Here is a 23,667-nt window from a genome sequence, read left to right on the forward strand (position 1 = left end):
TACACGGTCGTCTCATACGACCGTGCAAGACGACCGTCTTATACAACCGTCCTAGACAAGCGTATAAGACATGCGTACAGTCACGCCTATGACAACGAACCCGACCCGTGCCGGCCGCCGCGAGTGGACCGCGCTGGCCGTGCTGATGCTTCCGCTGCTGCTGGTCTCGATGGACGTCTCCGTCCTCTACTTCGCGATCCCGCAGATCAGCGCCGACCTGGACCCCAGCGGCACCCAACAGCTGTGGATCTTCGACATCTACGGCTTCGTCCTCGCGGGCCTGCTGATGACGATGGGCTCGCTCGGCGACCGCGTCGGCCGCCGCAGGCTGCTGCTGATCGGCGCGGTGGCCTTCGGCGCCGCCTCCCTGCTCGCCGCCTACGCGCACACCGCCGAGACCCTGATCGCGGCCCGCGCGGTGCTCGGCATCGGCGGCGCGACGCTGATGCCGTCGACGATGGCGCTGGTCCGCACGATGTTCACCGACCCCGTCCAGCGGGCGAAGGCGATCGGGCTGTGGTCGGGGGTGATGACGGCCGGGGTAGCACTCGGCTCGGTGATGAGCGGGGTCCTCGTCGAGCACTTCTGGTGGGGCTCGGTCTTCCTGGTCAACCTGCCCGCGATGGTTCTGCTGCTGGTCCTCGGACCGCTGCTGCTGCCCGAGTCGAAGGACCCCTCCCCCGGCCGCTTCGACCTGCTGAGCGTCCCGCTGTCGATGGCGGCGGTGCTGCCCGTGGTCTACGGCCTGAAGGAACTGCCCTCCGAGGGCTGGAACGTCCGCTACGTCGTCTCGATCACCGTCGGCCTGCTGTTCGCGGCGCTGTTCGTGCACCGCCAGCGCACGTCCGCCGCGCCGATGATCTCGCCGGCCCTCTTCCGCGGGCACGGCTTCAGCCCGGCGCTCGTCCTCAACACCCTGTCGGCCTTCGGGATGATGGGCTCCGCGTACTTCACCACCCAGTACCTGCAGTCGGTCCTGGGCAAGAGCGCGCTGGAGGCCGCGCTGTGGAGTCTGCTGCCGTCCGTGCTCATCGGGGCCGCCGCACCGGTCACCACCCTGCTGGTCCAGCGGGGCGTGCAGCGCGCTCACGTCGTCACGGCCGGCTTCGCGGTCGCGGCGGGCGGCTACGGGCTGCTGACCCTGGCCGGTACGGACTCGCTGTGGCTGGTGCTGGCCGCGTCCGGGGTCCTCGCCGTCGGCATCGTCGTCGTGATGTCCCAGCTCACCGACCTGGCGCTCAGCTCGGCCCCGGTCGAGAGGGCGGGCTCGGCCTCCTCGCTCCTGGAGACCGGCACCGAGTTCGGCGGCGCCCTGGGCATGGCCGTCCTCGGGTCGATCGGTACGGCCGTCTACCGCCACGGCGTTCCCGCGGACGCGCCCGCCGCGGCACAGGAGACGCTGGGCGGCGCGCTGGCCGTCGCCGCCGGACTGCCCGGGCGCGCGGGAGACGCCCTGGCGACCGCGGCCCGTGAGGCGTTCACCGACGGCATGCGGGGCGCCGCGACGGCGGGGGCGCTGCTGCTCCTCGGGGCGGCGGCGCTGGCGGCGAGGGGGCTGCGGAACATCCGGGTGCGCCCGGAGACGCGCCCGGAGGGCAGCGAGGACGACAAAGACGCCGGACAGGCCGACTCGCTCAGCCCGTCCGGCGTTTGAGGACGAGGCCCGTTCAGGGCCGGTACCGGGGTCCGGGGCAGGAGCGCCCCCGGACCTCAGACCAGGTTGACCGACCGGGCCGACGTCGCCCCGATCTCCGCCGCGACCTCCGTAAGGACCCCGGCGGGCACCGTGTCGTCGACGGTCAGGACGGCCAGCGCCTCGCCGCCCACCGTGGAACGCGCGACCTGCATGCCGGCGATGTTGACGCCGGCCTCGCCGATGACGCGGCCGACGGTGCCGACGACGCCGGGACGGTCCTCGTAGCGCAGGACGACCATGTGGTCGGCGAGGGCGAGGTCGACGTCGTACTCGCCGACGGCGACGATCTTCTGCAGGTGCTTCGGGCCGGCCAGCGTGCCGGAGACCGACACCTCCTCGCCGTCCGCGAGGGTGCCGCGCACGATGACGACGTTGCGGTGCTCCGCCGACTCCGAGCTGGTGGTCAGCCGGACCTCGACGCCGCGCTCCTGGGCGAACAGGGGGGCGTTGACGTACGACACGGTCTCGTCGACGACGTCCTCGAACACGCCCTTGAGGGCGGAGAGCTCCAGCACCTTCACGTCGTGCTGGGTGATCTCGCCGTAGACCTCGACGTCGAGGCGGACGGCGACCTCGCCGGCGAGCGCGGTGAAGATGCGGCCGAGGCGCTCGGCGAGCGGCAGGCCCGGCTTGACGTCCTCGGCGATGACGCCGCCCTGGACGTTGACCGCGTCGGGGACCAGTTCACCGGCGAGGGCGAGGCGGACGGACTTGGCGACGGCGATGCCGGCCTTCTCCTGGGCCTCGTCGGTGGAGGCGCCGAGGTGCGGCGTACAGACCACCTGGTCGAACTCGAACAGCGGCGAGTCCGTGCACGGCTCCTTCGCGTACACGTCCAGGCCGGCGCCGGCGACGCGGCCCTCCTTGAGCGCCGAGTACAGCGCCTCCTCGTCGACGATGCCGCCGCGGGCGGCGTTGACGATGCGGACGCTCGGCTTGACCTTGCGCAGCGCCTCGTCGCCGATCAGGCCGACGGTCTCGGGGGTCTTGGGGAGGTGGACGGTGATGAAGTCGGAGACCTCGAGCAGCTCGTCGAGCGAGAGGACCTTGACGCCCATCTGCGCGGCGCGCGCGGGCTGCACGTAGGGGTCGTAGGCGACGACCTTCATGCCGAAGGCCGACATGCGCTGGGCGACGAGGGCACCGATGCGGCCCAGGCCCACGACGCCGAGGGTCTTCTCGGCCAGCTCGACGCCGGTGTACTTGCTGCGCTTCCACTCGCCGTTCTTCAGCGCGGCGTTGGCCTGCGGGATGTTGCGGGCGGTGGCGACGATCAGGCCGCAGGCCAGCTCGGCGGCGGTCACGATGTTGGAGGTCGGGGCGTTGACGACCATCACGCCGGCCTTGGTGGCGGCGGAGACGTCGACGTTGTCCAGGCCGACGCCGGCTCGTGCGACGACCTTGAGCTTCTTGGCTGCCGCGACGGCCTCGGCGTCGACCTTGGTGGCGGAGCGGACCAGGATCGCGTCCACGTCGGCGATGGCGGGGAGCAGTTCGGCCCGGTCCGCGCCGTTGCACTGGCGGATCTCGAAGTCGGGGCCGAGCGCGTCCACGGTCGCGGGCGACAGCTCTTCGGCGATGAGTACGACAGGTTTCGAGCTCACGTGAGTCCTCACAAGTCCAATGCGGACGGCCGTCCCGACGGCCGCATTCGGTGTCGCTGAGCCGCGTGGAAGACGCACGACGCTGTGGGCCTGACGCGTATGTGTTCAGCAGTGTAGTGGCGTGGCGGGGGTCGTCCGGCGCCCGTGCGGAAGGATCACCCGGACGTGGCCCGCAGGCCGGCCGGGGCAGTCGCGTGCCCCGTGACGGTGCCCGGGCCGGGCGCCGTCACGGGGCGGCGGACGCGGACTTACGCCTCTTCGTCGACCCAGCTCATGAGCTTGCGCAGCTCCTTGCCGGTGGTCTCCAGGAGGTGCTCGGAGTCCTGCTTCTTGTACTCGTTGTACTTCTTCAGACCGCCGTGGTACTCGTCCATCCAGTTCTTGGCGAAGGTGCCGTCCTGGATCTCGCCGAGGATCTTCTTCATCTCGGCCTTGGTGGCGTCGGTGATGATCCGCGGGCCGCTGACGTAGTCGCCCCACTCGGCGGTCTCGGAGATCGACCAGCGCATCTTCTCCAGGCCGCCCTCGTACATGAGGTCCACGATCAGCTTCAGCTCGTGCAGGCACTCGAAGTAGGCGATCTCCGGCTGGTAGCCCGCCTCGGTCAGCGTCTCGAAGCCCGCCTTGACCAGGGCCGCGGTGCCACCGCACAGGACGGCCTGCTCACCGAAGAGGTCGGTCTCGGTCTCCTCGGTGAAGGTCGTCTTGATGACGCCGGCGCGGGTGCCGCCGATGCCCTTCGCGTACGACAGGGCCAGCGCGAAGCCGTTGCCCGTGGCGTCCTGCTCGACGGCGGCGATGCAGGGAACGCCGCGGCCCTCCTCGTACTGGCGGCGCACCAGGTGGCCCGGGCCCTTGGGGGCGACCATGCAGACGTCCACGCCGGCCGGGGGCTTGACGAAGCCGTAGCGGATGTTCAGGCCGTGGCCGAAGAACAGCGCGTCGCCGTCCTTCAGGTTGTCCTTGATGTGCTTCTCGTAGACCTCGCCCTGGATCGGGTCCGGGACCAGGATCATGATGACGTCGGCCTCGGCGGCGGCCTCGGAGGGGCTCACCACGCGCAGGCCCTGCTCCTCGGCCTTGGCCTTGGACTTGGAGCCCTCGTGCAGACCGACGCGCACGTCGACACCGGAGTCGCGCAGCGACAGGGCGTGGGCGTGGCCCTGGCTGCCGTACCCGATGACCGCGACCTTGCGGCCCTGGATGATGGACAGGTCGGCGTCGGCGTCGTAGAACAGCTCGGCCACTGGGTTCTCTCCTTGTGTGCAGGTGTTGCGTCCCACCGTATGCCGGTGAGGGGAAGGGAAGTTTCGGGGTCTCGGAATACGGGCGGCCGGATTTTCACCGGCCGCCCGTCTCCGTCGTTATGCGGACCGGTCCAGTGCGCGCAGCGAGCGGTCCGTGATCGAACGGGCGCCGCGGCCGATGGCGATCGTGCCGGACTGGACGAGTTCCTTGATGCCGTACGGTTCCAGCATCCTGAGCATGGCGGACAGCTTGTCGCTGCTGCCGGTGGCCTCGATGGTGACGGCCTCCGGGGAGACGTCGACGGTCTTCGCGCGGAAGAGCTGGACGATCTCGACGATCTGGGAGCGCGTCTCGTTGTCGGAGCGCACCTTCACCAGAACGAGTTCTCGCTGGACGGCCTGGGTCGGCTCCAGCTCGACGATCTTGAGCACGTTGACGAGCTTGTTGAGCTGCTTGGTCACCTGCTCCAGCGGGAACTCCTCGACGCTCACCACGATGGTGATGCGGGAGATGTCGGGGTGCTCGGTGACACCGACCGCGAGCGAGTCGATGTTGAAGCCGCGACGGGAGAAGAGGGCGGCGATCCGGGCGAGGATGCCGGGGGTGTTCTCCACCAGGACGGAGAGCGTGTGCTTGGACATGGTCTCTTCGGTCTCTCTCGCTCAGTCGTCTTCGTCAGTCGTCTTCGTTGTCGCCGAAGTCGGGGCGGACGTCCCGGGCGGCCATGATCTCGTCGTTCGAGGTGCCGGCGGCGACCATCGGCCAGACCATCGCGTCCTCGTGGACGATGAAGTCGACCACGACGGGCCGGTCGTTGACGGAGTTCGCCTCCTCGATCACCTTGTCGAGGTCGGCGGGGTCGTCGCAGCGGATGGCGTAGCAGCCCATGGCCTCCGACAGCTTGACGAAGTCGGGGACGCGGGTGCCGCGGGCCTCCGGGTTGACGTCCTCGGGGCCGGAGTGCAGCACGGTGTTGGAGTACCGCTGGTTGTAGAACAGGGTCTGCCACTGGCGGACCATCCCGAGGGCGCCGTTGTTGATGACGGCGACCTTGATCGGGATGTTGTTCAGGGCGCAGGTGGTCAGTTCCTGGTTGGTCATCTGGAAGCAGCCGTCGCCGTCGATCGCCCAGACGGTGCGGCCGGGCATGCCGGCCTGCGCGCCCATGGCGGCCGGGACGGCGTAGCCCATGGTCCCGGCGCCGCCCGAGTTCAGCCAGGTGGCGGGCTTGTCGTACTGGACGAAGTGCGCGGCCCACATCTGGTGCTGGCCGACGCCGGCCGCGAAGATCGTGCCCTCCGGGGCCAGTTGCCCGATGCGCTCGATGACGTGCTGCGGGGAGAGCGAACCGTCCTCGGGCTGGTCGTAGCCCAGGGGGTAGGTGTCGCGCCAGCGGCTGAGGTCCTTCCACCAGGCCGCGTATCCCGATGCGGCGGCCTCGCCCCGGTTGCCCTCGTCGTGCTCCTTCTGGACGGCCTGCACGAGGTCGGCGAGGACCTCGCGGGCGTCGCCGACGATCGGGACGTCGGCGGCCCGGTTCTTGCCGATCTCGGCCGGGTCGATGTCGGCGTGCACGATCTTGGCGTGCGGGGCGAAGCTGTCCAGCTTGCCGGTGACACGGTCGTCGAAACGGGCTCCGAGGGCGACGATCAGGTCGGCCTTCTGCAGCGCGGTGACGGCGGTGACCGAACCGTGCATGCCCGGCATTCCCACGTGCAGCGGGTGGCTGTCGGGGAACGCGCCGAGCGCCATCAGGGTGGTGGTGACGGGCGCTTCGGTGAGTTCGGCGAGGACCCGCAGCTCGGCGGTGGCCTGCGCCTTGAGCACGCCGCCGCCGACGTACAGCACGGGGCGCTTCGCGGCCGAGATCAGCTTGGCCGCCTCGCGGATCTGCTTGGCGTGCGGCTTGGTGACCGGGCGGTAGCCGGGCAGGTCCATGACCGGGGGCCAGGAGAAGGTGGTCTTCTTCTGGAGGATGTCCTTGGGGATGTCGACCAGGACCGGCCCGGGGCGGCCGGTGGAGGCGATGTGGAACGCCTGCGCGATCACCCGCGGGATGTCCTCGGCCTTGGTGACGAGGAAGCTGTGCTTGGTGATCGGCATGCTGATGCCGACGATGTCCGCCTCCTGGAAGGCGTCCGTGCCGATCGCGGCGGACACCACCTGACCGGTGATCGCGACCAGCGGCACGGAGTCCATGTTGGCGTCGGCGATCGGGGTGACCAGGTTGGTGGCACCGGGGCCCGAGGTCGCCATGCAGACGCCGACCTTGCCCGTGGCCTGCGCGTAGCCGGTGGCCGCGTGTCCGGCGCCCTGCTCGTGACGGACCAGGACGTGGCGCACCCTGGTGGAGTCCATCAGCGGGTCGTAGGCCGGAAGGATCGTGCCGCCGGGGATGCCGAATACGGTGTCGGCGCCGACCTCCTCGAGAGAGCGAATGAGGGACTGCGCACCCGTGACGTGCTCGGGGGCGGACTGTCCTCCGGATCGGGGCCGGGGCTGCGGGTGAGCCCCGGTGGCCTGCTCGGTCATCGGCGTTCTCTTCTCGATGCTGAGGGTTTTTGCGAGGTTTGTACGGTCTGCGGTTGCTCTGCGGCAGGTGCCTGTGCAACAAAAAACCCCTCGTGCCAGAAGGCAAGCGAGGGGAGCGCGCCGGGAGTGGGTCGCCGGGAGTCCGGGTCGATCCGGACGTCACCGGCTTCAGCCGACGCGCTTACCAAGTACGAGAATTCGGGTGCGCATGGCACTGACCCTCCCCCCGGCACGCACTCACTGTCAAGTGGGTGGGACGGGAGTCTCATCATGTGAGCGCAGTGCCGTGCCGCCGCCGAGGACCGCCGGCAGCCCGGCGACACCACCGGTGACCTGGCCGCCCGCGGCGTTGCCGACGCCGACGGCGGCCCCCGTCGCGTACACCCCCGAGCCACCGCCGGCGAAGGCCGGTTCGGCCGGGCCGTGCGGTACCGGGTAGTGGCCGGTTCCCAGCGCTCTGCGCAGCCGGTACTCGTCCAGCGGGCCGGAGAACGCCATGCCCTGCCCGTGCGTGCAGCCCATGGCGCGCAGGGCGACGATCTGCTCCGGCAGGTCCACGCCGTCGGCCACGGACTTCAGCCCGAGGTCGGTGGCGATGCGCAGCAGGCCACTGGTGATCTTGTGCAGCCGCGCCGACTCCACCACCCCCTCGATCAGGCCGCGGTCGAGCTTGAGGACGTCCACGGGCAGGCGGCGCAGCGCGGTGATCGCCGCGTAGCCGCTGCCGAAGCCGTCCAGGGCGATGCGGACACCGACCCGGCGCAGCGCGTTCAGCCGGCGGTCCAGTTCGTCGAGGCCGACCCGTGGGTCGATGTCCGACAGCTCGATCACAAGAGAGCCCGGCGGGAGTCCGTGGCGGGTCAGCAGCGCCTCCACGGAGCCGAGCGGCATGGAGCGGTCCAGCAGGCGGCGGGCGCCCATGCGTATGGCCACGCTGACCGGGAGACCGGCCGCGGCGCGCTCGGCGGCCTGCTCGACGGCTTCCCGGAGCACCCAGCGGTCCAGCTCGGCGGTTCTGTCGCCGTCCTCGGCGACCCGCAGGAACTCGGCGGGGGTGAACAGCACGCCCTGCGAGGAACGCCAGCGCGGCTGGGCGCAGACCGACGTGATCCGGCCGTCCGTCAGGGAGACCACCGGCTGGTGCAGCAGGGCGAACTCCCCCTCGTGCAGCGCGGCCCGGAGCCGTCCGGCCAGCTCCGCCTTGCGGACGACGTCCTGCTGCATCTGTGGTCGGTACAGCTCGACGCGTCCCTTGCCGCCCGCCTTGGCGCGGTACATCGCGAGGTCGGCGTTGCGGAGCAACTCGCCCGCACCGAGGCCCGGTTCGGCGAAGGCGACGCCGATGGAGGCGTTGACCCGGACGTCGTTGCCGTCGATGAGGTAGGGCTGGGAGAGGGTCAGCCGGAGACGGTCGGCGAGTTCCCGGATGTGTCCCTCGCGGGCGGCGCGGTCGCGGGCCCCGTCCCCGACGATCAGCGCCGCGAACTCGTCACCGCCGAGCCTCGCCGCGGTGTCGCCCTTGCGGACGGCCTCGTGGAGTCTGCGGGCGGCCTGGACGAGCAGTTCGTCGCCGGCCTGGTGACCGATGGTGTCGTTGACGCCCTTGAAGCCGTCGAGGTCGATGAAGAGCACCGCCGTACCGCGCAGGGCGGTGCCGCGGTCCAGGGCGCGCCGGCCCGCGAGGGCCTGCTGCACGCGCCGGGTGAACAGGGAGCGGTTGGGCAGGTCGGTGAGCGGGTCGTGTTCGGCGTTGTGCTGGAGCTGCGCCTGCAGACGCACCCTTTCGGTGACGTCCCGGCTGTTGAAGATGAGGCCGCCGTGGTGCCGGTTGACGGTGGACTCGACGTTGAGCCAGCTTTCCCCGGTCCCGGTCCCGCCCGGGCCGCTCGGTCGGGAGGTGTCCCCGCCGCCGGACCGGAAGCGGCACTCGATGCGGGTGGTCGGTTCCTCGACCGGGTCGGCGGCGAGGAACCTGCGCACCTCGTGCAGCACGGAGCCGAGGTCGTCCGGGTGGATGAGCCCGGCCAGCTCGCTGCCGACGAGTTCCTCGGCGGGGCGGCCGTAGACACCCGCGGCGGCCGGGGAGACGTAGCGGAGGGTGCCGTTGGGTGCGGCGATCATGATGACGTCGCTGGAGCCCTGCACCAGGGAGCGGAAGTGGTTCTCCTTCTGCGCCAGTTCCTGGGTGAGGACGATGTTGTCGAGCAGCATGATGCCCTGGCGGACGACGAGCGCGAGCACCACCGTGCCGCCGGTCAGGAGTACCACGCGGTCGACGCTGCGGCCGTTGAGGACGTTGTAGAGGATGCCCAGGGTGCAGACGGCGGCGGCGAGGTACGGGGTGAGCGCGGCCAGGGACCCGGCGATGGGCCGGGCGGCCGGATAGCGCTCGCGTTCGCCGCAGCCCGGACCGGATCCCGGCAGGGACGGGGCGGGAGCGGCGGCGGGTGCCGTCCCGGCCGCGGGCCGGTGGCCGGCGCCGCGCTGTGCGGGGACGTGTTCGCGCACCACGCGCGTGCGCCCCTCGGAGCACTCCTCGTCCCACGGCTTCAGACCGCGCCGGTGCGCGGCCCAGGGCGCGTAGGCGAGCAGCAGGGAGCCGGCGAACCAGCCCGCGTCGAGCAACTGGCCGGAGTGGTAGTTGTTGTGCAGCATCGGCGAGGTGAACAGGGCGTCGCACACCACCGTCAGGGCAAGCGCCCCGATGGCGGTGTTGACGGCGGACCTCCCGACGGGCGACCGCCTGAAGTGCAGCGCCAGCACCATGCTGACCAGGGCGATGTCCAGCAGCGGGTACGCCACCGTCAGCGCGGAGTGCGCCACGCTGGACCCGCCCTCGGCCTTCGCCGCCTGGGCGAGCGCCAGGCTCCAGGCCAGGGTCAGCAGCGAACCGCCGATCAGCCAGGAGTCCAGGCCCAGGCAGATCCACCCGGCCTTGGTCACCGGACGCTTGGCCAGCACCAGGAGTCCGACGATGGCGGGCGGCGCGAAGCACAGGAAGAACAGGTCGGCGTAGCTGGGGCTGGGGACGGGGACGCGCAGGACGACCTCGTACCACCCCCAGACCAGGTTGCCCAGGGACGCCATGGCCGACGAGACGGCGAACAGCAGCCAGGCCGACCGGAAGCGGACGCGGCGCCCGCGGGCGTAGAGGAAGCAGGAGACGGCGGCGGCGGCCGCGGCGGCGCTCAGCCCGAAGTCGCCCATGATCTTGGCGACGTAGTCCGAGCCCCAGCCGAGCGCGGCACCGACGGCGTAGGCCGCGCAGACCAGGGCCAGCAGGAGCTGGCGGGCGAGAGCCGGTCCGGCCGTGACGACGGCCGGCCGGGGCGGCGGCGGAGCGGGCGAGGGCTGCGTGCGCAGCGCTCCGTCCAGTGTGGGCGCGGAGGGCGGACTCATCGGAGCCTCCCGGGCCGTGCCGCTCCGGTGTCCCGCCCGGACCGGTGAGTGGGGGCGCTCTGCCTCCTGCGGCCCTCCGGCCGGCGCCGGTGCAAGCGGCTGCGGCCGTGCGGGCCGTCGTGGTGGCGGTGGCGGTTCCGTCTGCGCGCGGTCGTGGTCGTGCGCCAGGGTCGCCGGCGTCGGCTCCGCCGCGTCGGGTCGTTCGTCCATAGGCCGTGCATCGCCCGTCGCCCCCCTCACAGTCCTGAAATGTCCATCCCCGGCGCCGACCGGTGCGCGGCGCATCCCCTGTCGGACGATACACCAGGATCGTCACTCAGGGACATAGTGCCTCTACGCTCCGTGACGACCAGCGGATATGCGCGTACCCACCGCGTCCGGGGAACTGCGGAGGGTACCCGAAACGGATTACGCGCCCGTCGTCAGGATCACGTTGCGCAGCGGCTCCTGGTTCACGAAGCGGTTCAACTGGTCCACCAGCAGCCGCTTGGCGCGCGGCAGGAAGGCGGAGGTCGGCCCGCCGACGTGAGGGCTGACGACTATGCCGGGAGCATGCCACAGCGGATGGTCCCCCGGCAGCGGTTCCGGGTCGGTCACGTCGAGGGCCGCGGTCAGGCGCCCGCTCTCCAGTTCGGTGAGCAACGCCTTCGTGTGGACGACCGGTCCGCGCGCGACGTTGACGAGCAGGGCGCCGTCCTTCATGCGGGCCAGGAAATCGGCGTCGGCCAGGTGGCGGGTGGCCTCGGTGAGCGGTGTGGACAGGACGACCACGTCGGCCTGCGGGAGCAGGGCGGGGAGGTCGGTGAGCGGGTGCACCGGGCCGCGCTCCGTGGTGCGGGCGGAGCGCGCGACGCGCACCACCGGCGCGACCTCGAACGGCACGAGCCGGTCCTCGATGGCGGCGCCGATCGACCCGTACCCGACGATGAGCACCGTCCGGTCGGCGAGCGCGGGCCGGAAACCGCCGCGCCACTCGCCCCGGTCCTGCGCCCGCACGAAGTCCGGGATGCCGCGCAGCGAGGCGAGGATCAGGGTCAGGGCCAGCTCCGCGGTGCTGGCCTCGTGCACACCGCGCGCGTTGCACAGCCGGACACCGGCGGGCAGGTCCTTCAGGGCGGGCTCGACGTGGTCGATGCCGGCGGAGAGCGTCTGGACGACCTGCACGGAGCGCATGGCGGGCAGCGGACGCAGCCCGACCGGGCCGGGCTTCATGTAGGGGACGACGTAGAACGCGCAGTCCGCCGGGTCGGCGGGGAAGGTCTCCTCGCCGTCCCAGTGGCGGTAGGCGGGGCCCTCGGGGAGGCCCTCGATCTCGTCGGGCGGGATGGGCAGCCACACGTCAGCAGTCATGGTCAGGAGGCTATGTCAGTCGCGCCCGGGGGCAGAGGTTAGGTTGGGTGACCTGACGAGGGAGGGTCACGACCAGGTGGAGCGCAGGACGATCGGCGCGACGGCACTCGCGGTGGGGGCCGTCGGACTGGGGTGCATGCCGATGAACTGGGCGTACAGCACGTCGCGGCAGCGGGGGGACGAGTCGGTCCGGGCGGTGCACCGCGCCCTCGACCTGGGCGCCGACCTGCTCGACACGGCGGACATGTACGGCCCGTTCACCAACGAGCTGCTGCTGGGGCGGGTGTTGAAGGAGCGGCGGTCGGAGGCCTTCGTGTCGACCAAGGTCGGTCTGCTGGTGGGCGAGCAGCACATCGTGGCCAACGGCCGCCCCGGCTACGTGAAACGTGCCTGCGACGCCTCGCTGCGCCGGCTCCAGACGGACGTCATCGACCTCTACCAGCTGCACCGCGCCGATCCCGAGGTGCCGGTGGAGGAGACCTGGGGCGCGATGGCGGACCTGGTGCGGGCCGGGAAGGTGCGGGCGCTGGGACTGTGCGCGGTCGGTGCGCGCTCCGCCCGGCGGCCGGGTGCCCGGCTGCACGACGCGACGGTCCGCCAGCTGGAGCGGGTGCAGCAGGTCTTCCCGGTCGCCGCGGTCGAGGCCGAGCTGTCGGTGTGGTCGCCGGAGGCGCTGCGGACGCTGCTGCCGTGGTGCGCCGCGCGGGGGGTCGGTTTCCTCGCCGCGATGCCGCTCGGCAACGGCTACCTGACCGGCACGCTGACGCCGGGGCAGGGTTTCGAGCCGGAGGACCTGCGCGCCCGGCACCCCCGTTTCACCGCCGAGATGATGGCCGCCAACCAGCCGGTCGTCGCCGGTCTGCGCCGTATAGCGGCCCGGCACGGCGACACGGTCACACCGGCGCAGGTGGCGCTGGCCTGGGTGCTGGCCCAGGGGCGGCACGTGGTCCCGGTGCCGGGAACGAAGCAGGCGCGCTGGGTTACGGAGAACGCGGGCGCGGCCGGCCTGCGGCTGACCGGGCAGGACCTGGCGGAGGCGGGCGCGCTGCCGCCGGCCCAGGGGTCCTGGGAGTGATCCGTCGCGCCGCCCGGCCGCCGGGGTGGCGGCCCGTGGTGCGCTCACCGGTTCGGGTTGCGGCGATCGGGAACTTGGAGGGCCCGTGCGGTGTATGACAGGGAGAACCCGCCGCGTCGAAGGGACCATGATCGTGCAACGTCGAGCCGTACCGGCCGTGTTGGCCGCCGCCCTCCTGCTGACGGCCGGGTGCTCCTCCGACGACGGCGACCCGTCCGGAGCGGACCGGAGCGCCACGCCCACGCGTACGGCGGCGCAGTCCTCACCCGCCGGGTCGCCGGCCGAGGAGACACCGCCCGCGAAGGGCTCCGTGGAGGTGGTCCGGACGGTGGCCACGGGGCTGAAGAGCCCCTGGGGCCTGGCCCCGCTGCCCGGCGGCGGCCTGCTGGTGTCCTCCCGCGACGAGGCCACGGTCACCCGGATCGACGAGAAGACCGGCGAGAAGACCGAGCTGGGCGAGGTCCCCGGGGTGTCGGCCTCGGGCGAGGGCGGACTGCTCGGCATCGCCCTCTCCCCGGACTACGCCTCGGACCACATGGTCTACGCGTACTTCACCTCCGCCTCCGACAACCGCATCGTGCGGATGCGGTACGACGAGAAGAAGCCGGCGGGCGAGCAGCTGGGCGCGCCGGACACGGTCTTCCGCGGCATCCCCAAGGGCGTGATCCACAACGGTGGCCGCATCGCGTTCGGGCCCGACAAGATGCTCTACGCGGGGACGGGCGAGAGCGGTGACACCGGCCTCTCGCAGGACAGGAAGTCCCTCGGCGGCAAGATCCTGCGGCTGACGCCGGACGGTGAGCCGGCGCCCGGCAACCCCTTCCCCGACTCCCCCGTCTACTCGTACGGCCACCGGAACGTGCAGGGGCTCGCCTGGGACGCCAAGCAGCGGCTGTTCGCGTCGGAGTTCGGGCAGGACACCTGGGACGAGCTGAACGCGATCGAGCCCGGCGACAACTACGGCTGGCCCGAGGCCGAGGGCAAGGAGGGCGGCTCCGGCTTCCAGGACCCCGTCGCCCAGTGGAGCACCGACGAGGCCTCCCCCAGTGGCATCGCCTACGCCGCGGGCTCCGTGTGGATGGCGGGGCTGCGCGGTGAGCGGCTGTGGCGGATCCCGCTGAAGGGCACGGAGACCTCCGCCGACCCGCAGGCGTTCCTGGACGGCGAGTACGGACGGCTGCGCACGGTGGCACCGGCGGGCGGCGACAAGCTGTGGCTCGTCACCAGCAACACGGACGGCCGCGGGGACGCCAAGGGGGACGACGACCGGGTTCTGGAGCTGCGGGTGAAGTAGGCCGCCCCGTCACTCATCCTCTATGAGTGACTGGTCGAGGATCGCCACGGACACGAGAATGAGAAAGGCCCGGTGGACCATGTAGTCCACCGTCAGCCCGGGGGCGACGGACACCAGGCGGATGTCCTCGCCGCTGACCGCCCTCGAGACCGGCGTGAACGGGTCCTCGGCCAGCTTCAGGAGCCCTCGCTCCAGGAGCTTGCGCCGGTCTTCGGAAAGGGCATCACGCTGCGTGGCGGCGCGCTCCGTGAACTCGATCTGGTACAACACGGTTCCTCCGTGACTCGGGCACTGAGCGCCATTATCCCCCGGTCGGCGACTCCTCGGTGCCGGGTTGCGGGGCGGCGTCCGTGTTCTGGATCTGGGGGTTCTGGGGGCTTCCGGGAGCCGGCGCGTGGACGACGACCTTGCCCGAGCCGAGGTCTATCGGGCCCCGGCCGGGGTCGCCGTCGCCGACGTCCTCGCGGGTCAGCTCGAGGCGGTTCTGCTCGTCCTGGGTGTGCTTGCGGCCGGGGGAGAACAGTTCCTCGAATGCGTTGAACACGGGTGCCTCCGTCACTCGGCGTCCCTTACAGCGTAAACGTCACTCGGCCGAACCGGACGTGAGCCGTTCGGCCGGAAACAGCGCCAGCCGGTGGGCCACCGCCGCCGCCTCGCCGCGGCCGGAGACGCCGAGCTTGGCGAGGACGTGGGAGACGTGCACGCTCGCCGTCCTGGGCGAGATGAAGAGCTCCTCCGCTCTCTGCCGGGCAGGGCTTCGACGCGGACCAGGAGCAGGTCGCGCAGGGAGTCGGTGAGGCCGGTGCGGCTGCCCTCGTGGGCGGCGACGGCGAGTTCCTCGACGAGGAAGGCGTTGCCGTCGGAGCGTTCGAAGATCTCGTCGACCTGCAGCGGGTCGGGCTCGTGGGCGAGGATCCCCGCGATCTGGCGGCCCACCTCCTCGCGGGTGAAGCGGCCCAGTTCGACACGGCGGACGGTGCGCAGCCGGTCGAGTTCGGCGAGCAGGGGGCGCAGGGGGTGGCGGCGGTGGATGTCGTCGGAGCGGTAGGTGGCCAGGACGACGAGGCGGCCCGTGCGCGGGGTGCGGAAGAGGTAGGTGACCAGGTGGCGGGTGGCGGCGTCGGCCCAGTGCAGGTCCTCGAGGACCAGGACGACGGTGCGGTCGGCGGCGACGCACTCCAGCAGGCGGGCGGTGAGTTCGAAGAGCCGGACGATGCCCTCCTCGTCCCGGCGGCCGCCGCCGGTGCCCGGGGCGGTGCTGTCGCCCAGCTCGGGCAGCAGCCGGGCCGGCTCCTCCTCCTGGTCCCTGGCGGCCCGGGCCAGCTCGGCCGGGAGCCGGCGGCGCAGGGCGCGCAGGGCGGCGGAGAAGGGTGCGAAGGGCAGTCCGTCGCCGCCGATCTCGACGCAGCCGCCCAGCGCGACGACGGCGCCCCCGCGGCCCGCGGCGGTGGCGAACTCCTCGACGAGCCGCGTCTTGCCGACGCCGGCCTCGCCGCCGAGCAGCAGTGCCTGCGGCTCTCCGCCGGTGGCGGACGCGCGGGCGAGCGCGTCGTTCAGCGTGTCCAGTTCGCCGGTGCGGCCGACGAACACGGGACTGACCTGGTCTCCACGGATCCGAGCATCGCACGCGGGTACGACAGCGCGGCAGCGGTTTTGGGCGGTGCCGGAACGAGGGCGGGGAGGGAAGCCGTGCGGCCTCCCTCCCCGGCTTCCCCGTTCACGCCGCCCGGGCGAACCGGTGCCGGCGGTGGCGCGGCGTATGGCTCTCCGTCCCGGAGGCGTCGCGCCGGGTGCGACGGGCGGCACGGCGGGCGGCGCGGCGGGCCTGGACGGCCTCGCGGGCGAGCCGGGCCTCGGCGCCGCAGCGGATCCGCTCGGCGGAGCGGTAGCGCTGGGTCTCGTACTCGTGCATGGCGTGTCCCTCGTCTCCTGGTGGGTGCCGGGCCCGGCGTCGGTTGCCGCACCGGTCCGGGCTCGGGCCCGGCGTCGGTCGCCGCACCGGATTCCGGATCCGTCGTCCGTCGCCGCGCGGTTCCGGGGCCGGTCCGGGTTCCGGCCTCGCTCGTTCGCGATGCCTCAACCTTCGGCTCCCAGGGGGGCCGCCACATCGGGCAAGTTCCGCATCTTCGGCGCCGTGCGGGGCCTCAGACGCGCGTGAGGGGTCTTAGGGCACGCGCCTTTCCGGCGCGCGGTGCCCTAAGACCCCTCAGGAGTGCCCGGGTCAGCCCGTGGAGGGCAGGCCCAGCAGGACGTTCGTGTACTTCAGGACGGCCAGGAGCAGGCCGATGACGCCGAGGGCGACACCCGCCCAGGCGACCGACTTGATCCACGGGGCCTGCGGCCGGCCGGGCGCGCCGAACGCGGGCCGGGCCAGCACCACCACACCGACGACCAGCGCGACCAGGGCGAAGATGCCGCCCCACATCGCGGTGGCCTGCCAGGCGTTGCCGTAGCCCTTCTCGATCAGCATGCCCACGTCGGACGACGAGGACGTCTGCAGCTGCCCGATCAGCGACTCCCGCGCGGAGGCCACGGTGCCGACCCAGCTGCCGGTCAGGGACACGATGCCCAGCCCGGCGGAGACGACGGCGCCCGTGCCCTGGCCGACGCCGGTGGGGCCGGCCGGGGTGCCGGTGCCGTCCCTGTCGTCCGCGTCCACCGGCGTGTCGTCGCCGCTCTCCGGCGTGTCGTCGGCGTCCTTCGGCGTGTCGCCGTCCTCGGGGGTGTCGGTCCCGGCCGCTTCGGCCGCTTCGGCCTCCTTCGCGGCCCCGGTGGACTCGGCGGCCTCGGTCACCTCGTCCGTCTCGTGCTTGTCGGTCTTCACGCCGGTCTCGTCCACTGTCTTCGTTCCCATGCCTCGCACCGTACGGACGCTGTCTGAGAGGTTGCTTAATGATCCCTGTGGGCGGTAGGCGCGCGTGCCGCCCCGGTGGGGAGGCTCTCGCGCGGCACGCCCCCACGCATCATGCCGAGTCGCCGGGCGGCCCCGGCACCCGGGGTGTTCGCCGAGGGGGACACCGTCTCTCCCGTGGAAAGGGGGCCGTCGTCACCCGGCCGTGTCGCGCACGTCCCGCTGCCGCTCCTGCTGCACGAGGACGTCCGCCACCTCGGCGTCCGTCGCCGCGGCCGGCCTCTCGTGGGCGGCCCGGCACTCGGGCGGCTCGATGCTGATCCGCGGCAGGACGGCGTCCAGGCGGCGCGGCAGCCACCAGTTGGCGCGGCCGAGCAGGTGCATCAGGGCGGGCACGAGAAGCGTGCGCAGGACGAAGGCGTCCAGGGCGACGGCGGCGGCGAGCGCGATGCCGAACATGGCGATCACCCGGTCGCCGCTGAGCACGAAGGCGAGGAAGACCGAGATCATGATGACGGCGGCGGAGTTGATCACGCGGCCGGTCTCGGCGAGCCCGACCCGGACGGCGCGCCGGTTGTCACCGGTCTCCAGCCACTCCTCGTACATCCGGCTGACCAGGAAGACCTGGTAGTCCATGGAGAGCCCGAAGAGCACCGAGACCATGATCACGGGAAGGAACGGCTCGATGGGGCCCGCGCTGCCGAGGCCGAGCAGTTCGCTCCCCCAGCCCCACTGGAAGATCGCCACGACGACGCCGAAGGCGGCGGCCACGGCGGCGACGTTCATGGCGGCGGCCTTGAGGGGGATGCCGACGGAGCGGAAGGCCAGCAGGAGGAGCAGGCAGCCCAGGCCGATGACCACGCCGACGAAGAGTGGCAGCTTGCCCACGATGACGCCCGCGAAGTCGTCGTAGCCGGCCGTCACGCCGCCCACGTGCACGTCCAGCGCGGTGCCGGACTCGGCGCGCGGCAGCACCTCGGAGCGCAGCCGCTCGACGAGGTCGCTGGTGTCCCTGGACTGCGGCGCCGACTCGGGTACGACGGTGAGGTGGGCGGCGTCGCCCGCGGCGTTGTACGTCACCGGGGTCACCGAGGAGACGCCCTCGGTGGTGCGCAGGGTGGCGTCGAGGTTGTCGAGCGCGAGGCGGTCCTCGGCGCCGCGGACCTCGGTGACCAGGGTGAGCGGTCCGTTGACGCCCGGGCCGAAGCCTTCGGCGAGGAGGTCGTAGGCCTGGCGGGTGGTGCTGCCGCCGGGGTCGTTGCCCTGGTCGGAGGTGCCGAGGCGCAGGTCGAGGGTGGGCAGTGCGAGGACGGTGACGACGACGAGGGCGAGGGCGCCCAGCAGCTTCGGGCGCCGCTCGACGAAGGCCGACCAGCGGGCGGCGAACCCGGTCGGCACCTGGGGTTCGGGCCCGTGCTCCGCGAGCCGCCGCCGCTCGCGCCGGCTCAGGGCGCGGGGGCCGATGTAGGACAGCAGGGCGGGCAGCAGTGTCACGGAGGCCGCGACGGTGAGGAGCACGGTCAGCGAGGCGGCGACGGCGACGCCGTTGAGGAAGCTCAGCCGGAGGATCAGCATGCCCAGCAGGGCGATGCACACGGTGGCGCCCGCGAAGACGACGGCCCGTCCGGTCGTCGCCACGGCATGGGCGGCGGCCTCGGTGACGGACAGGCCGCGCTTCAGGCCGCGCCGGTGCCGGGTGACGACGAACAGCGCGTAGTCGATGCCCACGCCGAGGCCGATGAGGGTGCCCAGCATGGGCGCGAAGTCGGCGACGGTCATGAAGTGGCCGAGGAGGGTGATGCCGGCGTAGGCGGTGCCGACGGAGACCAGTGCGGTGGCGATGGGCAGCAGGGCCGCGGCGGCGGACCCGAAGGCGAGGAACAGTACGAGGGCGGCCACGGCCACGCCCACGGCCTCGGCGAGGTGGCCGCCGGTGGACTCGGTGAGCTCTATGGCACCGCCGCCCAGTTCGACGCGGAGTCCGTCGGTGCCGGCGGCCCGGGCGGTGTCGACCACGGCCTGCGCTTCGCCGGCGTCGACGTCCTGGGAGGCGTCCTCGAAGGTGACGGTGGCGTACGCGGTGCGGGCGTTCTCGCTGATCTGCGGCGAGTCGGGGTCGTCGTACGGATTGGTCACCGCGGCCACGCCGGGCAGGTCCGCGATGCGGTCCAGGGTGTGGGTCATGGCCTGTTCGACGTCACTGGCGCGGACGGTGCCGTCCGCGGTGTGCCAGACGATCGTGTCGCTGTCGCCGCCGAGGTCGGGGAAGTCGGTGGCGAGCAGCCGGGAGGCGTGGTCGGAGTCGGTGCCGGGGATCCCGTAGTCGTTGGAGTACGCGGAGCCCACGGCCGTGGCGGCGGAGGCCACCCCGCCGAGGGCGAGCAGCCAGAGCAGGACGGTGACGAGACGACGTCGAACACACCAGCGTGCGAGGGCTGCCACGAACGTGCTCCCAGGGGTGTCTGATTGTGGATCTTTGACCGGGAACACCGGGAACACCGGGAACACCAGGAACGCCGGAAAAACCTGAAACACACCGGAACATTCGTCCGTGGTGCGAACAGCCCGCAAAGAACGCATGAGCAATGCGGAATCACTCTTGCAGGCAGAAGTGATCCTTTGCGCACTTAGTGGGCTTGTTCACAACAACGGCCCTGGAGGAACGCGCCGTGACCGGCGCGCCCTCCAGGGCCCGTGGGGTACGAGGCGGGGTGTCAGCCCTCGCTCACGCCCAGCTTCTCCAGGATCAGCTCCTTGACGCGGGCCGCGTCCGCCTGTCCCCGGGTGGCCTTCATGACCGCGCCGACGAGGGCGCCGGCCGCGGCCACCTTGCCGCCGCGGATCTTGTCCGCGACGCCCGGGTTGCCGGCGATGGCCTCGTCGACGGCGGCGGTCAGCGCGCCCTCGTCGGAGACGACCTTGAGGCCGCGCTTGTCGACGACCTCGTCCGGCGTGCCCTCACCGGCGAGGACGCCGAGGATGACCTGGCGGGCGAGCTTGTCGTTCAGCTCGCCCTTCGTCACCAGCTCGGCGACGCGGGCGACCTGGACCGGAGTGATCGCCAGCTCGTCGAGTGCCTTGCCCGACTCGTTGGCGCTGCGGGCCAGCTCGCCCATCCACCACTTGCGGGCGGAGGCCGCGTCGGCGCCGGCGTCGATCGTGGCCACGATCGGGTCGAGCGCTCCGGCGTTGAGGATGGACTGCATGTCGTTGCCGGAGATGCCCCACTCCTCGCGGAGCCGGTTGCGGCGCACCAGCGGCAACTCGGGCAGCGCGGAGCGGATCTCCTCGACCCACTCGCGGGACGGGGCGACGGGCACCAGGTCGGGCTCCGGGAAGTACCGGTAGTCCTCGGCCTCCTCCTTCACGCGGCCCGAGGTGGTGGACCCCGTGTCCTCGTGGAAGTGGCGGGTCTCCTGGACGATCGTGCCGCCGCCGCTCAGCACCGCCGCGTGGCGCTGGATCTCGAAGCGGGCCGCGCGCTCCACGGAACGCAGCGAGTTGACGTTCTTGGTCTCGCTGCGGGTGCCGAACTTCTCGCGGCCGTGCGGGCGCAGCGACAGGTTGACGTCGCAGCGCATCTGGCCCATCTCCATGCGGGCCTCGGACACACCGAGGGCGCGGATGAGCTCGCGCAGCTCGCGGACGTACGCCCGCGCGACCTCCGGGGCCCGCTCGCCCGCTCCCTCGATCGGCTTGGTGACGATCTCGATGAGCGGGATGCCGGCGCGGTTGTAGTCGAGCAGGGAGTGCGAGGCGCCGTGGATGCGGCCCGTCGCGCCACCGACGTGCAGCGACTTGCCGGTGTCCTCCTCCATGTGGGCGCGCTCGATCTGGACGCGGAAGGTCTCCCCGTCCTCCAGCTGCACGTCGAGGTGGCCGTCGAAGGCGATCGGCTCGTCGTACTGGGAGGTCTGGAAGTTCTTCGGCATGTCCGGATAGAAGTAGTTCTTCCGGGCGAAGCGGCACCATTCGGCGATGTCGCAGTTGAGCGCGAGGCCGATTCTGATCGCCGACTCGACGCCGGTCGCGTTGACGGCCGGGAGCGCGCCGGGCATGCCGAGGCAGACGGGACACGTCTGGGTGTTCGGCTCGGCACCGAGCGCGGTCGAGCAGCCGCAGAACATCTTGGTCCTGGTGCCGAGTTCGACATGAACCTCGAGGCCCATGACGGGGTCGTACGACGCGAGTGCGTCCTCGTACGACACCAGGTCGGTCGTGGTGGTCACGGTGAAACTTCCCTCTCAGCCCAGCAGAACGTCGTCGTCGCCGAGGCGCTTGACCTCGCGGTAGAGGATGGCGAGGTTGGTGACGACGGCGACTCCGGTGACGACCGCGTCGAGCAGCCGCAGCGTGTCGCTCTCGTCACGCGCCTTCTTGATCTGCTTGTAGACACCCACGGCGCCGAACGCCGAGGTGGCCATCGAGACGTACAGACCGGACTTGGACTTCTTGAAGCCCTTGGCCTTGGACAGTGCACTCACAGCGACGGTGCCTCCTCGATCAGCGGGTGGCCCCACTGTTCCACGAAGGCGGCCTCGACGGCGGCGCCGACCCTGTAGAGCCGGTCGTCCTTCATGGCGGGGGCGATGATCTGCAGACCCACCGGCAGGTTGTCCTCGGGTGCGAGGCCGCAGGGCAGCGACATGGCCGCGTTGCCCGCCAGGTTGGTGGGGATGGTGCACAGGTCGGCCAGGTACATCGCCATCGGGTCGTCGGCGCGCTCGCCGATGGCGAAGGCGGTGGTCGGGGTCGTCGGGGAGACGATCACGTCGACCTGCTCGAAGGCCTGCTCGAACTCCTGCTTGATGAGGGTGCGGACCTTCTGGGCGCTGCCGTAGTACGCGTCGTAGTACCCGCTCGACAGGGCGTACGTGCCGAGCATGATGCGGCGCTTGACCTCGGGGCCGAAGCCGGCCTCGCGGGTCAGGGAGGTGACCTCCTCGGCGGAGTGCGTGCCGTCGTCGCCGACGCGCGCGCCGTAGCGCAGGCCGTCGAAGCGGGCGAGGTTGGAGGAGCACTCGGAGGGCGCGATCAGGTAGTACGCGGAGAGCGCGAGGTCGAAGGACGGGCAGTCCAGCTCGACGATCTGGGCGCCCAGCGACTTCAGCAGCTCGACGGACTCGTCGAAGCGCTGGACGACACCGGCCTGGTAGCCCTCGCCGCGGAACTGCTTGACGACGCCGACGCGCATGCCGTCGACGCTGCCGTTGCGGGCGGCCTCGACGACCGCGGGGACCGGGGCGTCGATGGAGGTGGAGTCCATCGGGTCGTGCCCGGCGATCGCCTCGTGCAGCAGGGCCGCGTCCAGGACCGTGCGGGCGCAGGGCCCGCCCTGGTCGAGGGAGGAGGAGAAGGCCACCATGCCGTAGCGGGAGACGCCGCCGTAGGTCGGCTTGACGCCGACCGTGCCGGTGACGGCCGCGGGCTGGCGGATGGAGCCGCCGGTGTCGGTGCCGATGGCGAGCGGGGCCTGGAAGGCGGCGAGCGCCGCGGAGGAGCCGCCGCCGGAGCCGCCGGGGATCCTGGTGAGGTCCCAGGGGTTGCCGGTGGGGCCGTAGGCGCTGTTCTCGGTGGAGGAGCCCATGGCGAACTCGTCCATGTTGGTCTTGCCGAGGATGACGACGTCGGCGGCCTTGAGGCGCCGGGTGACCGTCGCGTCGTACGGCGGGATCCAGCCTTCCAGGATCTTCGAACCGACGGTGGTGGGGATGCCCTCGGTGGTGAAGATGTCCTTGAGCGCGAGGGGGACGCCGGCCAGCGGGCCGAGCTTCTCGCCGCGCTCGCGCTTCTCGTCCACGGCGCGGGCCTGGGCCAGCGCGCCCTCGCGGTCGACGTGCAGGAAGGCGTGCACCTTCTCGTCGACGGCCTCGATACGGGCCAGGTGGGCCTCGGTGACCTGGACGGCGGTCAGCTCGCCGGAGGCGATCTTCGCGGCGATCCCGGCCGCGGTGAGCTTGGTGATGTCGCTCATGGCGGTTACTCCTCCCCCAGGATCTGCGGCACCTTGAAACGCTGCTGCTCCTGGGCCGGCGCGCCGGAGAGCGCCTGCTCGGGCGTGAGCGACGGACGGACCTCGTCCGGCCGCATGACGTTCGTCAGCGGGAGCGGGTGCGAGGTCGGCGGTACGTCTTGGTCGGCGACCTCGCTGACGCGGGCGACCGCGCCGATGATGTCGTCCAGCTGTCCCGCGAAGTGCTCGAGCTCTTCGGGCTTCAGCTCCAGACGCGCCAGCCGGGCGAGGTGGGCGACCTCCTCGCGCGTGATGCCAGGCATGCAGCGTTCCTCTGGGGTGAGTGTGTGTCGGGTGGGCAAATCGGCTTGGGCAAGTCGGTTTGGCCCAATCCTATGGGGCCGGGCCCCGTGGCCGTTAAACGGTTTCCCCCGGACCGCGAAACGCCTCGTCCGGCACCGCCCACGGCGGCAGCCCGCCCGGCGCTCGGAGGGCGCGGTACCGGGGTGAGGGCCGGGGGCGGCACCGGACGGCAGGGCGCAGGAGGGGAGAGGTCGGACAGGTCCTCCGGCGCCGGGGGCCGAGCGCGGTCCAGCTGCACTACCAGCCCAAGGTCCGCTTCGACGGCCAGGTCGCCGGCCTGGAGGCCCTGGTGCGCTGGGTGC

19 protein-coding genes and 1 pseudogene are annotated in these 23,667 nt (G+C 71.8%); 3 read left to right on the forward strand and 17 right to left on the reverse strand.

Features of this window, described 5'->3' with window-relative positions; translation table 11 throughout:
• Positions 1-70 precede the first annotated feature (70 nt).
• Entirely contained in the window at positions 71-1,654 is a 1,584-nt protein-coding gene (locus HZS56_RS25675; protein WP_216723139.1) for an MFS transporter, read from the forward strand.
• 56 nt (positions 1,655-1,710) lie between these two features.
• Here the strand turns inward: HZS56_RS25675 and serA are convergent, their stop codons facing one another.
• From serA to HZS56_RS25705, 6 genes are all read right to left on the reverse strand, one after another.
• Positions 1,711-3,300, reverse strand: coding sequence for a phosphoglycerate dehydrogenase (gene serA / locus HZS56_RS25680; protein ID WP_216723140.1), 1,590 nt, complete (start codon positions 3,298-3,300; stop codon positions 1,711-1,713).
• A gap of 248 nt (positions 3,301-3,548) precedes the next feature.
• Positions 3,549-4,547: a ketol-acid reductoisomerase gene (ilvC, locus tag HZS56_RS25685; RefSeq protein ID WP_216723141.1), complete on the reverse strand. Its 999-nt coding sequence runs from the start codon at positions 4,545-4,547 to the stop codon at positions 3,549-3,551.
• A gap of 117 nt (positions 4,548-4,664) precedes the next feature.
• On the reverse strand, positions 4,665-5,189 hold the full coding sequence (ilvN, locus tag HZS56_RS25690) for an acetolactate synthase small subunit (RefSeq protein WP_216723142.1): 525 nt from the start codon (positions 5,187-5,189) through the stop codon (positions 4,665-4,667).
• A gap of 34 nt (positions 5,190-5,223) precedes the next feature.
• A complete protein-coding gene (locus HZS56_RS25695; protein ID WP_216723143.1) occupies positions 5,224-7,080 on the reverse strand; it encodes an acetolactate synthase large subunit in 1,857 nt (618 codons plus the stop codon).
• 243 nt (positions 7,081-7,323) lie between these two features.
• Entirely contained in the window at positions 7,324-10,479 is a 3,156-nt protein-coding gene (locus tag HZS56_RS25700) for a putative bifunctional diguanylate cyclase/phosphodiesterase (RefSeq protein ID WP_216723144.1), read from the reverse strand.
• Positions 10,480-10,887: 408 nt separating this feature from the next.
• The gene (locus HZS56_RS25705) at positions 10,888-11,829 is read right to left on the reverse strand and encodes a 2-hydroxyacid dehydrogenase (protein ID WP_216723145.1); all 942 of its coding nucleotides are present in this window, start codon (positions 11,827-11,829) and stop codon (positions 10,888-10,890) included.
• 76 nt (positions 11,830-11,905) lie between these two features.
• On the opposite strand from HZS56_RS25705, the gene HZS56_RS25710 reads away from it, so the two are divergent.
• Together HZS56_RS25710 and HZS56_RS25715 are read left to right on the forward strand one after the other, a co-directional pair.
• Positions 11,906-12,904 (forward strand): aldo/keto reductase, encoded by a 999-nt coding sequence (locus HZS56_RS25710; protein ID WP_216723146.1) that lies wholly within the window; start codon positions 11,906-11,908, stop codon positions 12,902-12,904.
• Between the two features lie 127 nt (positions 12,905-13,031).
• Positions 13,032-14,198: a PQQ-dependent sugar dehydrogenase gene (locus HZS56_RS25715; RefSeq protein ID WP_253914856.1), complete on the forward strand. Its 1,167-nt coding sequence runs from the start codon at positions 13,032-13,034 to the stop codon at positions 14,196-14,198.
• Between the two features lie 9 nt (positions 14,199-14,207).
• On the opposite strand, the gene HZS56_RS25720 is transcribed toward HZS56_RS25715, so the two are convergent.
• From HZS56_RS25720 to gatC, 11 genes and pseudogenes are all read right to left on the reverse strand, one after another.
• Positions 14,208-14,468, reverse strand: a complete 261-nt coding sequence (locus tag HZS56_RS25720; protein ID WP_308408156.1) for a type II toxin-antitoxin system RelE family toxin — start codon at positions 14,466-14,468, stop codon at positions 14,208-14,210.
• 31 nt (positions 14,469-14,499) lie between these two features.
• Positions 14,500-14,742, reverse strand: a complete 243-nt coding sequence (locus HZS56_RS25725; RefSeq protein ID WP_216723155.1) for a DUF6191 domain-containing protein — start codon at positions 14,740-14,742, stop codon at positions 14,500-14,502.
• Between the two features lie 39 nt (positions 14,743-14,781).
• On the reverse strand, positions 14,782-14,901 hold the full coding sequence (locus tag HZS56_RS39135; RefSeq protein WP_374201208.1) for a hypothetical protein: 120 nt from the start codon (positions 14,899-14,901) through the stop codon (positions 14,782-14,784).
• 29 nt (positions 14,902-14,930) lie between these two features.
• Positions 14,931-15,820: pseudogene (locus HZS56_RS25735) on the reverse strand (AAA family ATPase); the annotation flags it as partial.
• A gap of 95 nt (positions 15,821-15,915) precedes the next feature.
• Positions 15,916-16,110 (reverse strand): hypothetical protein, encoded by a 195-nt coding sequence (locus HZS56_RS25740; RefSeq protein WP_216723148.1) that lies wholly within the window; start codon positions 16,108-16,110, stop codon positions 15,916-15,918.
• A 309-nt stretch (positions 16,111-16,419) separates the two neighbouring features.
• On the reverse strand, positions 16,420-17,052 hold the full coding sequence (locus tag HZS56_RS25745; RefSeq protein ID WP_216723149.1) for a hypothetical protein: 633 nt from the start codon (positions 17,050-17,052) through the stop codon (positions 16,420-16,422).
• Positions 17,053-17,244: 192 nt separating this feature from the next.
• Complete coding sequence (locus tag HZS56_RS25750) at positions 17,245-19,491, reverse strand: MMPL family transporter (RefSeq protein ID WP_216723150.1); 2,247 nt, start codon at positions 19,489-19,491, stop codon at positions 17,245-17,247.
• Positions 19,492-19,763: 272 nt separating this feature from the next.
• Positions 19,764-21,278, reverse strand: coding sequence for an Asp-tRNA(Asn)/Glu-tRNA(Gln) amidotransferase subunit GatB (gene gatB, locus HZS56_RS25755; RefSeq protein WP_216723151.1), 1,515 nt, complete (start codon positions 21,276-21,278; stop codon positions 19,764-19,766).
• Positions 21,279-21,293: 15 nt separating this feature from the next.
• Positions 21,294-21,533, reverse strand: coding sequence for a hypothetical protein (locus tag HZS56_RS25760; protein ID WP_031034279.1), 240 nt, complete (start codon positions 21,531-21,533; stop codon positions 21,294-21,296).
• Complete coding sequence (gene gatA / locus HZS56_RS25765) at positions 21,530-23,023, reverse strand: Asp-tRNA(Asn)/Glu-tRNA(Gln) amidotransferase subunit GatA (protein ID WP_216723152.1); 1,494 nt, start codon at positions 23,021-23,023, stop codon at positions 21,530-21,532. Before gatA ends, HZS56_RS25760 begins: the two co-directional genes overlap by 4 nt.
• 5 nt (positions 23,024-23,028) lie before the next feature.
• Positions 23,029-23,325, reverse strand: coding sequence for an Asp-tRNA(Asn)/Glu-tRNA(Gln) amidotransferase subunit GatC (gatC, locus tag HZS56_RS25770; protein WP_003973500.1), 297 nt, complete (start codon positions 23,323-23,325; stop codon positions 23,029-23,031).
• Positions 23,326-23,667 lie beyond the last annotated feature (342 nt).

Source organism: Streptomyces mayonensis (assembly GCF_018982965.1).
GTDB classification, from domain to species: Bacteria; Actinomycetota; Actinomycetes; order Streptomycetales; family Streptomycetaceae; genus Streptomyces; species Streptomyces mayonensis.